Here is a 13,560-nt window from a genome sequence, read left to right on the forward strand (position 1 = left end):
GGTCGCAGGATGACCGGGTGACCACTCCGACCACGACCGACGCCCTCTCCCCCGACGAGGCCGCCGCCTACCTCTCGCGCATCGGCGCCCCACCCCCGGAGGCGCCGACCTCCGCGGCGCTCGCGTCACTGCACCGGGCGCACCTGACGGCCGTCCCTTTCGAGAACCTTGACATCGCGCTCGGCCGACCCATCCGCCTCGACCGGGCTGCCTTGCTGGACAAGGTCGTCCGCGCCCGGCGTGGTGGCTACTGCTACGAGCTGAACGGCCTCTTCGCGCTGCTGGTGCGCAGTCTCGGGTATGCCGTCGACCTCGTCTCCGCGCGCGTGGCCACCGCGGCCGGCGGGCTCACCGACGACTTCGACCACGTCGCGCTCGTCGTCTCCGGCGGCCGCCTCGAGGAGCCCGTGCTCGCCGACGTCGGATTCGGCGAGGGGTTCATCGAGCCGCTCCCGCTGCACGACGACTTCGAGCGGCGCGAGCGCGGCCACACGGTGGGGCTGGCCCGGCGAGACGTCACGTGGGCCTTCCGCGAGCGCCGCGACGGCGAGGACTGGCAGGACCGCTTCGTCTTCACGACGACGTCACGCACGTTGGCCGACTTCGCCGATCGCAACGAGTGGCAGCAGACCTCGCCCGAGAGCCACTTCACCAGGTCGCGTGTCGCCTCGCTGCTCACCCCGACGGGGCGGGTCACCCTGAGCGGCACCCGTCTCATCACGACGACCCATGGCCGCCGCGACGAGAGCGAGCTCCCCGACGAGGACGCGGTCCGCGCGGCCCTCGCCGAGCACTTCGGCATCGTCCTCGATTGACGGACGCGCCGGCCCGGCCTCGATAGACTTCGGCCCATTCGGTGGCCGAGAGGGTGACATGACGCAAAACCCCGCCCAAGGATCGGATCCCGACGCCTCGGGGAGCCGCCGCCTGATGCTCCTGCTGGCCATGGCGATGTTCGTCCTCGTGGTCGACACCTCGCTCATGAACGTGTCGATCTCGGCGGTCGTCGTCGACCTGGACACGACCGCAAGCGGCGTGCAGTCGGCCATCGCGCTCGAGGCGCTGGTCTCGGCCGCCTTCATCCTCATCAACAGCAAGGTCGGCGACCTGATCGGGCGCAAGCGGGCCTACGTGCTGGGCCTGCTCGGATATGCGGTCGGCGCGCTCGCGATGACGCTCGCCCAGAGCCTCACGGCGATCATCATCTTCTGGGCGATCATCGGTGGGCTCGGAGCCTCGTTGCTCCTGCCCGCGATGCAGTCGCTGATCCACGGCAACTTCGTCGGCGCCGCCCAGAAGCAGGCCTACGCACTCGTCGGCGCCTCAGCCGCCGTCGCAGCCGCGATCGGCCCCCTGATCGGCGGGTTCGTCACCACGTACCTGTCGTGGCGGGTCGGGTTCGCACTCGAGGTCGTCATCATCGTCGTCGTCCTGAGCCAGATCCGGTTGGTCCGGGACGTCGCCTACACCGGTTCGCGCAAGATCGACGTCGTCGGCGCGGTCCTGTCGGTCATCGGCATGGGCGGGGTGGTGCTCGGGATCCTCGTCTGGCAGGAAGGCGGTGAGCTCGTCGGTCTGCTCATGGCTGTCGGGGCCGTGGCCCTCGTGCTCCTGGCTCGGTGGCTGATCAGGCGCAAGCGAGCCGGTCGGGTCACCCTGCTCGACCCGGACCTGTTCCGTCACCCGAACTTCACGGCCGGGGTCTCGGGGCAGCTGCTGCAACAGGTCACGCTGGGCGGCGCCATGATCGCCCTCCCGCTCTACTTCCAGATGACGCTCGAGTACAACGCCCTACAGTCCGGCCTGTCGCTGGCCCCGCTGTCGCTGAGCATGTTCGCGGCCGCAGTGCTGGCCGGGAAGAAGGCCGGTGACCGACGCCCCGCCGCGATCATTCGCGCCGGCTTCTTCCTCACGAGCCTCGGGGTGCTGGCCATCATCCCGTTCGTCCCCCGCGCCGACAACGGTTGGTACTTCGTGGTGCCGCTCGCCGTCACGGGGTGCGGCCTCGGCCTGCTGGTGTCACAGCTGAACAACTACACGCTCGCTCCCATCGCGGAGGAGCGGGTCAGCGAGGCCGCCGGGGTCAACTCCGCCGCCGGGTCCTTCGGCCTCTCCTTCGGCCTGGCCCTGGCGGGCGGCCTCATGCTCGCCGCCCTGTCGTTCAGCTTCACCCGGCTGGTCGAGAACAGTCCCGTCATCCCCGCCGCGCAGCAGCAGCAGATCGCGCAGGCCCTCGAGCACGACGCCGAGATCATGAGCAACACCCAGCTCGACCAACAGATCACCGGGCAGCCGCCGGCCGTCGAGGCCGAGGTCCTGGCCATCAACGACGAGGCCCGGAACAGGTCCCTGCAGATCGCCCTGCTGGTGCCCCTGCTCGCCGGCCTGCTGGGACTCGCCAACTCGTTCCGGATGCTGCGCCTGCCCGACCAGAGGCCGTCGTCCTCCCTCGAAGGCCTCGACCTCGGCTGAGCGTCGGCTGCACGTCCAGCGCTCAGCCCCACGCGTCCTTGGTCGGACGGCACAGGCAGAACGGGTGCCCGGCCGGGTCGGCATAGACGCGGAAACCGCGCTCGGGCTGCGGCTGGGGCGGCTCGACGGGGTCGAGGGCCGCGCCGCCCAGGGCGAGCACCCGCTCGTGGGCGGCCGCGATGTCGGCGACGACGAAGTCGAGGTGCGCCTGCTGCTGGCCGCGCGGCCAGTCGGGCGACTCGTGGTCGGGCGCGAGCTGGGTCGCGATGCGCGGGCCGTCCCACACGACGTTGAACCAGTCCCCGTCGGGGTCGGCGTCGACCGTCCCACCGAGCAGGTCGGCATAGAACTGCGCCACGCCGGCCGCGTCGGCGCAGTCGAGCGCGACGCAGTCCCAGCCGATCGTCGATCCAGTGGTCTCTGAGGTCATGCGCTCACTCAACCACCAGTCGCGGACACCACGTCGCGATGGAGGGCGGGCGAGGCGGCTCAGTGCGTCGGCTCGGGCCACACGAGGGTCGTCGACACGACAGGTCGCACCGTCGACTCGGGGCTGGAGCCCGCGATGGCCACCGTGTGCGTGCCCGGCGGCAGGTCGGCGAACGTCGCCACCCCGTGGCCCTGGCGCAGCGCCGGCTCCGCCGTGGCGAGCACCTTCCCCTTCGCGCTCCGCACCGTCACGGTCACGGCCTTGTGCGGCGGGTCGGCGCCCGGCTCGTCGGACTCGAGGTCGAAGGCCACCTTGAACGACTGGCCCGCCGTGACGAGGTCGGGCACGACGGCCCGCACGCTCGTGTCGGTGATCTCGCGCCGGCGGATGGGCACGGCCGTGAGGATCTCCTGCACCTGGTCGAGCACGAACTGGTTGCACTGGAGGTTGGTGTGCTGCTCCGGCACGCGCACGGCGAGGTTCGTGTCGAGCGCCTCGCCGAGGCCCACCGCGCCGGTCAGCGAGACCGTGCCGTCGCCGTAGTCGTTGTCTGAGCCGAAGGTCTGCGACGTGATCGCGTGCCCGTCCTGGAAGGTCACCGTGGTCTGGCTCGGCTGCCGGATGCCGACGACCATGTGCGTCATGGTGTGGCTCGCCGGGCGCGCTGCCTCGGCGGCCTGGAGGTCGGTGTGGAAAGCCATCGCGTCGGCGACCATCGCGGTGCTGACGTTGGGCACCGACACCTCGGTCGTCTTGGCCCACCCGCCCGCGTTGCTGATGCACGCATACTCCGGGAGCAGCTGGAAGAGGGAGGGCATGCTCCGAGAGAAGTCCGTCAGGTCGACCGACAGCGGCCCGATCCCCTTCTTGACGCCGTTGACGAGCTGCTCGAGCGCGTCGGTCGCACCGCGCCACGGCGTGCCGAGCGTGATGAGCTTGCGGGTCACCTCGGCGCCGCCGCACTTCTCGATGTACCAGCGTGCGACGAGGCCACCCATGGAGTGGCCGATGAAGACGACCTTGGCGTCGGCATACGCCCCGCCCTGCGCCCGCAGCTGCTCCAGCGCGGGCTCCACGACGGTCCCGAGCCGCTCGCCGTTGTAGCGGTTCGACAGGCGCCAGTCGTAGGCGTACGCGATGAGCGACGCGGGCCTGCCGCTCCCGTCCCCGCCCCGCCGGTAGCCCTGCGTCTCCAGCGCGCTGACGAGGACGTCGTAGCCGCGGATCGGCGTCCAGATCCCGGGCAGGGCGTGGACGTCGGGCATCAGCGCGACCGGCTCGACGCCGTCGTCCGGATGCCCGTCGCCGATCCCCTCGGGCAGCGCCTTCTTGAGGATGGACTGGCCGCCCCGCAGCAGCTTCCACACCGCTCCGCCGCTCGGCGCCCAGATGAGGTTCTTGCCGGCCGGCGAGCCGTCGTCACCCCGGACCCCGAGGGTGCTGCCCGTGATGCCCGGCAGCACCACGACCAGGTCGTTGCTCGTCATGCGGACCCACCACCCATCGTGCGTCGGTGAACTCTCCCGACCAACGGTGGCACCAGGCGTGCCCGCGGATACCCGAAACGGCCCAGCCCACCGGGGACAACGGGTATGGATGCGGCACAGTGGATCCGGAACCCCCGGACGACAGAAAGGCCCCCCTCGTGGACATCACCGACGTCATCCTCCGACAGCACGACGAGCAGCGACGGATGTTCGCCATGCTCGAGGAGTGGCCGCGCGACGACCACGAGGGCCTCGCCGCGATCTGGAAGCGGCTCGAGATCCTCCTCGAGACGCACGCCGAGGCGGAGGAGAAGTACTTCTACCCCGAGCTGCTCCGCATCGGCACCGGTGGCGCGGACGCCGAGTCCGTCGACGAGGAGGTCGAGGACGCCGTCAAGGACCACAACGACATCCGCGAGTCGGTGCGCCAGGTCGGGCGCTGCCGCACCGGTTCGGACGAGTGGTGGACGGCCGTCGTCGACGCCAACGTCCACAACAGCGACCACATGGGCGAGGAGGAGCGCCAGGACCTCGCCGACTTCCGCCAGCGCGCGAGCCTCGAGCTGCGCCACGAGATCGCGATCCAGTTCCTGCGCTACGAGGCCGTGCGCGCCGCTGAGGGGATCACCCCGCGCGACAAGGACCCCGAGGCCTACGTCGAGGAGAAGAAGACGGGCAGGGCCTCCGCCACGGCCGAGAAGGCTGCCAGCAAGGCGAAGAAGGCGGCGAAGACCGCGCCCGCGAGCTCCGCCCCGTCCAAGAAGGCGTCGCCCGACGCTTCAGAAGAGGAGTGACCCCGTAGGGAAGTGGGCACTCGACTGGAAGGTTGCGTCGAGTGCCCAGTTGCCCACGGGTCAGGGCAGGTGGGCGCTCGAGGCGAGCGCGCGGCATACGTGGTCGTATGCCGTGGGGCTGCCGGCGGCGACCAGGCCCGGGGGCGCGGTGTCGCGGGGTGAGTAGGCCACGCCCTCGGTCGTGCCGAGGAGGCCACCGGCCTCGGTGAGCAGCAGCGAGCCGGGCACGTGGTCCCACGGCGCGGCGGAGGCGTAGAGGATGTAGTCGGCCTCCCCCTCGACGAGCTTGGGGTAGTCGATGCCGCACGACACCCACGTCAGCGTCATCGGCTCGAGACCGGCGAGCGCCCGTCCGACCCAGGCGCGGCGGGAGGTCCGGCCCCGCAGTCCCGGGTCGGCGGGCTCCGGGATCGTCAGGCGCTGCGCCCCGTCGGCGTCGTGGCGCCACGTGCCGGCGCCCCGCTCGGCGACGTAGCCGAGCCCGTGCTGGGGCTGCCAGATCCACGCGCGGACGGCCTCGCCGGCGACGGTCTCGCTCACCATGACGGCGTGGTCCTTCGAGCCGTGGACGAAGTTCTTCGTGCCGTCGACGGGGTCGACGGTGAAGGCGTGGTCGGCGACGGCATACCGCTCCATCAGCGCCGGGTCGCCGGCGAAGGTCTCCTCGCCGAGCACGACCGCGTCGGGGTAGGCGTCGGTGAGGGCCGCGGTGATGAGCACCTCCGCCTCACGGTCGGCATCGGTGACGAGGTCACCGGGCCGCTTCTCGTGGATCTCGCCGTCGGCGAGCGCCCGGAACCGGGGGTTGATGACCTGTTCGGCAACGTCCATGAGCAGGCCCAGCACCTCGTCGGTCTCCACCCCACCAACCTAGCGAGCCCCGCTCGAGGGAGCAGACGCAGGTCGTCCGGCGCGCGGACGCATCTCGCTTGTTCGCGCTGAGCACCGAACGGGTAGGTACGGCTCGGTACGCAGCCTGTGGAGGGGAAGCGGGCCACTGGACCGGGAGTCGTCTTTGCCGACTCCCGGTCCGCCTTCTTCCCCGGGACCCGCGACGACCAAACCTCGGTGACGAGGGCGTATGCCGGATGGCAGGCTGACGCCGTGACCGACACCTCCCCGCCGCCCGCCGTGATCCCGACCGCGACACAGCCCGTGGCCCCCGTGGTCCCGCTGACCGACGGGGTCGTGACCCTGCGAGCGCACTCGCGGGACGACGCCGACGCGATCGTCGAGCAGAGCACCGATCCCGCGAGCCTGCGCTGGACGACGGTCCCGCGGCCCTACTCGCGCGATGACGCCCTGGGCTGGGTCGAGCACAACCTCAGCGCGTGGGGCGAGCCCGGCGGCACGCGCTCGTGGGCCATCGAGTGGACGGACGAGACGGGCGCCCCGCGCTACGGCGGCACCATCGACCTGCGTCCGGGGGCGGCGCCCTCCGCCGGCGAGCTGGGTTTCGGCCTGCACCCGGACGCCCGTGGGCGGGGGCTCATGTCGCGTGCGGTGCGGCTCGTCGTCGCGCACGCCTTCGCGACGCCGGTCTGGGGCGCGCCGGTCACCCGCGTGCACTGGCGCGCCGTCGTCGGCAACTGGGGCTCGCGCCGGGCGGCGTGGGCGGCCGGCTTCACCTTCCACGGCACGATCCCCGGCAGCCACCCCGACCCGGACGGCGGGGCCGAGGCGCTCGACACATGGACCGCCAGCATCACCCCGGGCGACGCACTCTCGCCACGGACGCCGTGGTTCGCCGCGCCCGTGGTCGAGGGGGAGCGGGTCCGCCTGCGTCCGTGGCGCCCCGCCGACGTCGACGCCATCGAGCCACGCGACGACCCCGAGCACTGGATGCCGCCCCGGTCCATCCTGCGACCGGAGACCTTCGCGGCCTGGCTGCTCACGCGGCAGGAACGGATGTCCGAGGGGGCGGCCGTCGACTGGTGCGTCGCCGACCTCGAGACGGACCGCGCCCTCGGCAGCGTGACCCTCTTCAGTCGCGGCGGCCCGATCGGCGACGCGGCCGAGCTGGGCTACCAGTTCTTCCCGAGTGCCCGTGGTCGGGGCGCGGCCAAGGAGGCGGCCCGGCTCGCCGTCGCGCACGCGCTGGCCCCCGCCGGCGAGGGCGGACTCGGGGTGCGCCGGCTTGTCGCCGAGACCGCGGCCGACAACGCGGCGAGCAACGCCGTGCTGCGTTCCGTCGGCTTCGTCGAGTTCGGTCGCGAGCACGCCGTCGACCGCGTCGCCGGAGGCGGCTGGGGCGACGGGCTCTACTGGGAGCTCCTGCCGGCCGGCGCGACGGACTGACGCGGGCTCACCCGGTCTGACGCGGGTCGGAACCGGGCGAGCCACGTGCTGGACGGGGCCGCCCCTGCCCGCACCCGTGCGGGTATGCCACGGTGGACCATGCGCCGCCTGCCACCCGCCGGGCGGCGCGGCCGACGGAAGGACACGCGATGAGACTCGGTCACGAACAGGAGCTCGACGCACCGCAGGCCGTGGTCTGGACGAACTTCATGGACCTGCGTCGGATCGGCCGGTGCTTCCCCGGCGCCAAGGTGACCAAGGTCGACGGCGACGACTTCGTCGGCGAGATCAAGGCGAAGCTCGGTCCGCTGTCGATGTACTTCGACGGCACCGGCTCGATGGTCGAGCGCGACGAGGACGGCGGCCGCGCGCGCCTCACGGCGACCGGCCAGGAGCGGCACGGCCTCGGCAAGGCGACCATCGACATCACGCTGAGGCTGCACCCGATCGACAAGGGCGAGCGCACCCGCGCGCACCTCGTCACCGACCTCGTCTTCCTCGGCTTCCCGATGGACTTCGGCACCGGTCTCGTCCAGCGCGCCTCCGACCCGCTCATCGAGCGGTTCCTCACCTGCATGGCCGTGTCCGGGCCGGTGGCGGACGCCGAGGCGGACGACGACGGTTCGCTCGACCTCGTCCGCTCCGCGACCGACCTTCTCGGCTCCTTCCGGCGCGACCGGCGCGAGCGCAAACGCCGATGAGGGTCGCCGTCGTCGGTGCGAGCGGCTACGTCGGGTCGCGGCTCGTGCCGGAGCTGCTACGACGCGGCCACGACGTCGTGGCGACGCACCACCGCAGCCCGTCGACGGCATACCCCTGGTCGGGTGACGTCGAGTGGCGGCGGGTCGACGTGCAGGACGAGGACCGTGTCGTCGAGGCGCTGCGCGGGGTCGACGCGATCTGCTACCTCGTGCACGGGCTCGACGACCCGGACTTCATGCGGCTGGACCGGCAGGCAGCCGACAACGTCGCGTATGCCGCGGGCGTCGTGGGTGCCTCGCGGCTCGTCTACTTCTCGGGGATCGTGCCCGACCTGCCCGACGACGAGCTCTCGGACCACCTGCTCTCGCGGCTCGAGGTCGAGGAGATCCTCGCGACGGCGGACTGCTCGGTGCTGACGCTGCGCGCTTCGATGGTCGTCGGCGCCGGGTCCACGAGCTTCGAGGTGATGCGCCAGATATCGCACCGGCTCGGCGTCGTGCAGACCGTCCCGGCGTGGATGGGCGGCTCGGTGATCCAGCCGGTCGCCGTCGCGGACGCCGTGTGGTTCCTCGCCGAGGCGCTCGAGCGGCCCGACGTGACCGGGCACCTCGACGTCGTGGGCCCCGACCGGCTCAGCTACGTCGCGCTGCTGAGGACGTATGCCACCCGTGCCCGGCTGCTGCGCGTGCAGGTCCCCGTGTGGCTGGCCCCCGTCGAGACGGTCGCGCGCGTCGCCGGTGCCCTCGTCGACGTGCCGAGCGGCACGGTGCAGTCGCTCATCCCGAGTCTCGGTCACGACATGGTCGGCCATCGCGACGCCGCCGACGTGATCGGCGAGCCCCCCGGCGGACGGCTCAGCGTCACGGACGCGGTGACCCGGTCGCTCGCCACACCCCGGGCCGGCGACGGCACGCCGGACGGCGCCGCGGTCGACGGTGACCCGCAGGCGCCGTCGGTGGGCGACCCGGGATGGTCGAGGCACCGGTCGGTCCTGGCGTGGCTGTGGTCCGCCGCCCGCGGCCGGTAGGCCGGCTGCCCGAGGGACTCGGTGGCGGACCTGCTCACCTGGCGATGTAGCCGCCGTCGATGTAGAGCTCGAGCCCGGTGACGAAGGCCGCGTCGTCGCTGACGAGGTAGGCGACGCCGGCCGCGATCTCCTCGGGCCGTCCCAGGCGCCCCATCGGGGTCAGGTCGATCATCGTCTGCTCGAAGGCGGTGCCGCGCGCGGCGTCGAGGATCGGGGTGTCGATGAAGCCCGGGTGGATCGAGTTGACCCGCACGCCCTCGGTGGCCCAGTGGAGAGCGACATTCTTCGTCAGGGTCCGGACCGCGCCCTTGGCCGCGTGGTAGGCGGGCGAGGTGCCGAAGCCGCCGCTCGTGCCGAAGATCGAGCTGATGTTGACGACCGCGCCGTGACCCGAGGCCTTGAGGTGGGCTGCCGCCGTCTTCATGCCGAGGAAGACCCCCGTCTGGTCGATGGAGATGGTGCGCTCCCAGTCGGCGAGGCTCGTGTCCTCGATCGTCGCGAGGTCACCCATGCCGGCGTTGTTGACGAGGATCCCGAGAGAGCCGAACTCCTCGACCGCCTTGGCCACAGCAGCCTCCCAGTCGGACTCGCTCGCGACGTCGTGCCTGAGGAAGTCGACCTTCGCGCCGGTGCCCCGCAGCTCCTCGGTCGTCGTGGCGCCCAGGGACTCGTTGACGTCGGTCAGTAGCACGGCCGCGCCCTCCTCGGCGAGGCGTCGAGCAGTCGCCTTGCCGATGCCACTCGCTGCGCCCGTCACGAGCGCCACCCGCCCTTCGAGCCGCTCCATGGTGATCACTCCAGTTCAGTTGTGCGACAGGCCTTTCCCGCGCACTTTCAGTCTCTGCCTGTCGCCGCGACATCGCAGTTCATCCGCTCCCGGACATCTCGGGCATCCCGCCGATTCCCGCGTCGACTCAGGGTCGGTCGGGGTCGAATTGGGGGTGGATCCCGGTTGCGGCGAGCGACCCGGGGGTATGACTGTGGAAGCAGTGAGCCCGACGTGGGTCGGGCCAGTGCGAGACGAGGAGACACCGTGTCATTCGGTGAGCAGCTGAAGCACAAGGCGGACGAGGTCCACCTGCAGGACAAGGCCAAGGACTTGGGCGACGCGGTCGTCGAGGTGGTCAAGGCCGCGGTCTCGGCCGTCGCCGGCTACGCCCAGCAGAACCGGGACAAGGTCGAAGGCGCGCTCGACAAGGCCGAGGCCAAGATCGACGAGAAGACGGGCGGCAAGCACGCCGACACCGTGACCAAGGTTCGTGCCTCGGTCGACAAGGGCATCGACAAGCTCGTCGAGCAGCACGACAGGACGGCACCTCCCACACCGGCCGCCTCTGCCGTGCCCGACGACAAGCACAGTGCCTTCGACGAGGACACCCCCGCCGGCAACCCCACCTGAGCCGGCACCCGCAAGGGCCGTATGCCGCCGGACCCCTCCCCCTCGGCGGCATACGGCTCTTGTACGTCCGTTGTCGATCGAACCAGGCCGCACCGCACCCTCAGCGGTCGTCGACCGTGATGTCGCCCGAACCGCTCCTGATCCGCAGCCGCGAGGTGCTGGCCGGGTCGTCCGTGACGCGGACCCTCGTGTCGCCGGACCCCGTCGCGGAGTCGACGGCGTAGTGGGTGTTCGGCGGCAGGCGGACCGACACGTCCCCGGAGCCCGTCTTGACCCCGACCGTGGGGGGCGCCGTCGCGAGCTCGAGATCGACGTCACCACTGCCGTCCTCGGCCGTGACCTGGTCGGCCGCGAGGTTGGTCGTCCTGATGTCGCCGGAGCCCGCCTTGAGCGCGACGCCGCCCAAGGAGCCCCCGACGACGATGTCGCCTGACCCGGTGACGACGCTGACGTCGGTCGCGTCCGGGACGGTGATGACGTAGTCGACCGAGCACCCGCCGAACGAGCCGGTGCAGTTCGCGTCGATCGCGAGGGTCGACCCGCTCAAGGACTCGCGCGGGGTCGGCTCTCCCGATCCCGGACCCCACGACAGGTGCCGGCTGACGTGGACCGTGCCGGCCGCGCCGCCGCCCCGGACCTGCACGTCGCTCGCGCCGCCCTGGATCGTCAGCGCGCCGATGGGCCGGGCGTAGGTCTGCTGCTGGTCGGCGCTGCGCCAGAGGCCCCCGGTCGCGGCGCCCCACGTCGCGACGCCGGCGATGCCCGCGAGCACCAAGGTCGCGCCGAGCCCGGCGACGAGCCACCACGGTCGCGACGACGCAGCTGCCGGAGCGGACGGAGCGGACGGAGCGGACGGCACGTCGGCAGGCCCCTCGGGTTGCCGGGGCGCCAGCGTCGGGCGGAGCCAGGAGTCGCCGTACGGCCCTGCGCCCGGCAGCGAGTCGCCGTGGACCCGGTCGTCCGGGACCGGTGCGGGCGGGTCGACGGGTTCGTGCATGGTCATGTCGGTCCCCTATTCCGAGAGGTACTGAAGGACGGCGAGGACGCGGCGGTGGTCGCCCGCGGTCGTCGGCATGTCGAGCTTGGTGAAGATGGCCGTGACGTGCTTGGCGACGGCGCTCTCGCTGACGTGCAGCGCCCGGGAGATGCCGGTGTTGGAGCGGCCCTCGGCCATGAGCGCGAGGGTCTCGCGCTCGCGGTCGGTGAGCCGGTGGAGCGGGCTCTTGTCCCGCCGGAGCAGCAGCTGCGCGACGACCTCGGGGTCGAGCGCGGTCCCGCCGTCGGCGACCCGGCGGAGCGATTCGACGAAGTCGTCGACGTCGGCGACGCGGTCCTTGAGGAGGTAGCCGACGGCGGAGGTCGTGCCGGCGAGGAGGTCTGCGGCATACCGCTCCTCGACGTACTGGCTGAGGATGAGCAGCGCGACGCCCGGCCACTGGGCGCGGATGACGAGCGCGGCCCGCAGGCCCTCGTCGGTGTGGGTCGGCGGCATACGCACGTCGAGCAGCGCGAGGTCGGGTCGCTGCCGCTCGACGGCGACGAGGGCGGCCTCGGCGTCGCCGACGGCCTCGACCACCTCGATGCCGTTGGCCGCAAGGAGACGGATCAGACCGTCGCGCAGCAGGATCGAGTCCTCGGCGATCACGACGCGCACGGCATCTCCGCCCTCAGCACGGTGGGACCGCCGACCGGGCTGGTCACGGTGAGGGTGCCGTCGACGGAGGCCACCCGGTTGGTCAGGCCGGTGAGGCCGGAACCTGAACCGGTCGCGGCGCCGCCATGCCCGTTGTCGCTCACCTCGACGACGAGGCTTCGGGCGTCCGAGGTGACCCGGACCGTCGCCGACGTGGCTCCCGAGTGCCGGGCGATGTTGGTCAGGGCCTCCGACACGACGAAGTAGGCCACGGCCTCGAGGGTGCGCGGGGGACGGTGGGCGAGCAACACGTGCAGGCTCGTCGGCACCGGCGAGCGGGCGACGATGCCCGACAGGGCGGCATCCAGCCCGCGCTCGTCGAGGACGGCGGGGTGCAGTCCGCGGACGAACCCGCGCAGCTCGGCGAGCGCCTGCTTGGCCTCGTCGTGGGCGTCCTCGATGGCCCGGCGCGTCGCCGGCGGGGCGTCGGTGGTGAGCGCGGACCGGGCCATCCCGAGGTTGAGCGCGAGGGAGGTGAGACGCTGCTGCGCGCCGTCGTGGAGGTCCCGCTCGATGCGGCGGCGCTCCGCGTCGGCGGCGTCGATGACGCCCGCGCGGGTCTGCTCGAGGGCGGTGACGCGCGGCGAGAGCTGCTCGCCCCGGGTCTCGCCGAGCATCGGGCGCAGGATCGCGAGGTCGAGCGCGGCGAGCCCACGGGCCAGCCGTGGGGCGATGACGAGACAGCCGAACCCGACTGCCGTCTGCGCCCAGATGCGGCCGACGCCCTGGAGCACCCCACCGGAGAGGGCCGCCACCTCCGGGCTGATCCGCGACCACAGCGGCGAGGTCACGAGCACGAGGCCCCCTCCCCAGCAGAAAGCGAGGAGGGCGGCCGAGGCCGAGAGCACGACCGGCGCCACGAGGGCGTGGTAGGCCAGCTGACGCCACGTCGTCGCCCGACCCAGCCGCGCCAGCCAGCCGCGCCAGCCCGGTGCGGCCGGGCCGGCCGGTGCGGCGACGGCGACACCCAGGAGGGCGGCTGCCCGCGCCCGGTGCCAGCGGCTCAGGCCCTCGGACACGACGAGGAGCAGTCCGACGACCGCCACGCCGACCACGAGGACGGCCAGTCCCGTCGCGAGCCCGGCGAGGGCCCACACGAACGGGGCGGCCACCGCCGCGACAACCCCACCCAGGACGACGTATGCCGTGTGGCGGGGTGCGAGGCGACGCTCGAGGCGCCTGCGGTTGGGGGTCACGCGACCACGGTAGGACTCAGGGGGCGGGTCGGACCATGACGTTTGTGACCGATCCGGGGTGG

14 protein-coding genes are annotated in these 13,560 nt (G+C 72.3%); 7 read left to right on the forward strand and 7 right to left on the reverse strand.

What is annotated here, in order from left to right:
• The first annotated feature begins 17 nt into the window (after window positions 1–17).
• Together AB4030_RS02610 and AB4030_RS02615 are read left to right on the forward strand one after the other, a co-directional pair.
• The gene (locus AB4030_RS02610; protein WP_442277614.1) at window positions 18–815 is read left to right on the forward strand and encodes an arylamine N-acetyltransferase family protein; all 798 of its coding nucleotides are present in this window, start codon (window positions 18–20) and stop codon (window positions 813–815) included.
• 58 nt (window positions 816–873) lie between these two features.
• Window positions 874–2,472 carry an MFS transporter gene (locus AB4030_RS02615; RefSeq protein ID WP_442277615.1) on the forward strand — a complete coding sequence of 533 codons (1,599 nt, stop codon included), beginning with the start codon at window positions 874–876 and terminating at the stop codon, window positions 2,470–2,472.
• Window positions 2,473–2,494: 22 nt separating this feature from the next.
• Here AB4030_RS02615 and AB4030_RS02620 read toward each other — a convergent pair whose 3' ends face one another.
• Together AB4030_RS02620 and AB4030_RS02625 are read right to left on the reverse strand one after the other, a co-directional pair.
• Window positions 2,495–2,902, reverse strand: a complete 408-nt coding sequence (locus AB4030_RS02620) for a VOC family protein (protein WP_442277616.1) — start codon at window positions 2,900–2,902, stop codon at window positions 2,495–2,497.
• A 59-nt stretch (window positions 2,903–2,961) separates the two neighbouring features.
• The gene (locus AB4030_RS02625; protein WP_442277617.1) at window positions 2,962–4,389 is read right to left on the reverse strand and encodes an esterase/lipase family protein; all 1,428 of its coding nucleotides are present in this window, start codon (window positions 4,387–4,389) and stop codon (window positions 2,962–2,964) included.
• A gap of 158 nt (window positions 4,390–4,547) precedes the next feature.
• Here AB4030_RS02625 and AB4030_RS02630 point away from each other — a divergent pair, with 158 nt between their 5' ends.
• Window positions 4,548–5,183, forward strand: a complete 636-nt coding sequence (locus AB4030_RS02630) for a hemerythrin domain-containing protein (RefSeq protein ID WP_442277618.1) — start codon at window positions 4,548–4,550, stop codon at window positions 5,181–5,183.
• Between the two features lie 60 nt (window positions 5,184–5,243).
• On the opposite strand, the gene AB4030_RS02635 is transcribed toward AB4030_RS02630, so the two are convergent.
• Window positions 5,244–6,044, reverse strand: coding sequence for an inositol monophosphatase family protein (locus tag AB4030_RS02635; protein WP_442277619.1), 801 nt, complete (start codon window positions 6,042–6,044; stop codon window positions 5,244–5,246).
• Between the two features lie 243 nt (window positions 6,045–6,287).
• Here AB4030_RS02635 and AB4030_RS02640 point away from each other — a divergent pair, with 243 nt between their 5' ends.
• From AB4030_RS02640 to AB4030_RS02650, 3 genes are all read left to right on the forward strand, one after another.
• Window positions 6,288–7,481, forward strand: a complete 1,194-nt coding sequence (locus tag AB4030_RS02640) for a GNAT family N-acetyltransferase (protein WP_442277620.1) — start codon at window positions 6,288–6,290, stop codon at window positions 7,479–7,481.
• Window positions 7,482–7,630: 149 nt separating this feature from the next.
• Complete coding sequence (locus AB4030_RS02645; RefSeq protein WP_442277621.1) at window positions 7,631–8,182, forward strand: SRPBCC domain-containing protein; 552 nt, start codon at window positions 7,631–7,633, stop codon at window positions 8,180–8,182.
• Window positions 8,179–9,210: an NAD(P)H-binding protein gene (locus AB4030_RS02650; RefSeq protein ID WP_442277622.1), complete on the forward strand. Its 1,032-nt coding sequence runs from the start codon at window positions 8,179–8,181 to the stop codon at window positions 9,208–9,210. Before AB4030_RS02645 ends, AB4030_RS02650 begins: the two co-directional genes overlap by 4 nt.
• 34 nt (window positions 9,211–9,244) lie before the next feature.
• Here AB4030_RS02650 and AB4030_RS02655 read toward each other — a convergent pair whose 3' ends face one another.
• Window positions 9,245–9,997 (reverse strand): SDR family NAD(P)-dependent oxidoreductase, encoded by a 753-nt coding sequence (locus AB4030_RS02655; RefSeq protein WP_442277623.1) that lies wholly within the window; start codon window positions 9,995–9,997, stop codon window positions 9,245–9,247.
• 246 nt (window positions 9,998–10,243) lie between these two features.
• On the opposite strand from AB4030_RS02655, the gene AB4030_RS02660 reads away from it, so the two are divergent.
• Window positions 10,244–10,609 (forward strand): antitoxin, encoded by a 366-nt coding sequence (locus AB4030_RS02660; RefSeq protein WP_442277624.1) that lies wholly within the window; start codon window positions 10,244–10,246, stop codon window positions 10,607–10,609.
• Between the two features lie 100 nt (window positions 10,610–10,709).
• Here the strand turns inward: AB4030_RS02660 and AB4030_RS02665 are convergent, their stop codons facing one another.
• From AB4030_RS02665 to AB4030_RS02675, 3 genes are read right to left on the reverse strand one after another with little or no spacing between them, the layout of a single operon-like run.
• The gene (locus tag AB4030_RS02665) at window positions 10,710–11,612 is read right to left on the reverse strand and encodes a DUF4097 family beta strand repeat-containing protein (RefSeq protein ID WP_442277625.1); all 903 of its coding nucleotides are present in this window, start codon (window positions 11,610–11,612) and stop codon (window positions 10,710–10,712) included.
• A 9-nt stretch (window positions 11,613–11,621) separates the two neighbouring features.
• A complete protein-coding gene (locus AB4030_RS02670; RefSeq protein WP_442277626.1) occupies window positions 11,622–12,263 on the reverse strand; it encodes a response regulator transcription factor in 642 nt (213 codons plus the stop codon).
• Window positions 12,251–13,498 carry a sensor domain-containing protein gene (locus AB4030_RS02675; protein WP_442277627.1) on the reverse strand — a complete coding sequence of 416 codons (1,248 nt, stop codon included), beginning with the start codon at window positions 13,496–13,498 and terminating at the stop codon, window positions 12,251–12,253. The genes AB4030_RS02670 and AB4030_RS02675 overlap by 13 nt, the downstream gene beginning before the upstream one ends.
• Window positions 13,499–13,560 lie beyond the last annotated feature (62 nt).

Source organism: Terrabacter sp. 2YAF2 (assembly GCF_052114705.1).
Lineage (GTDB): Bacteria > Actinomycetota > Actinomycetes > Actinomycetales > Dermatophilaceae > Terrabacter.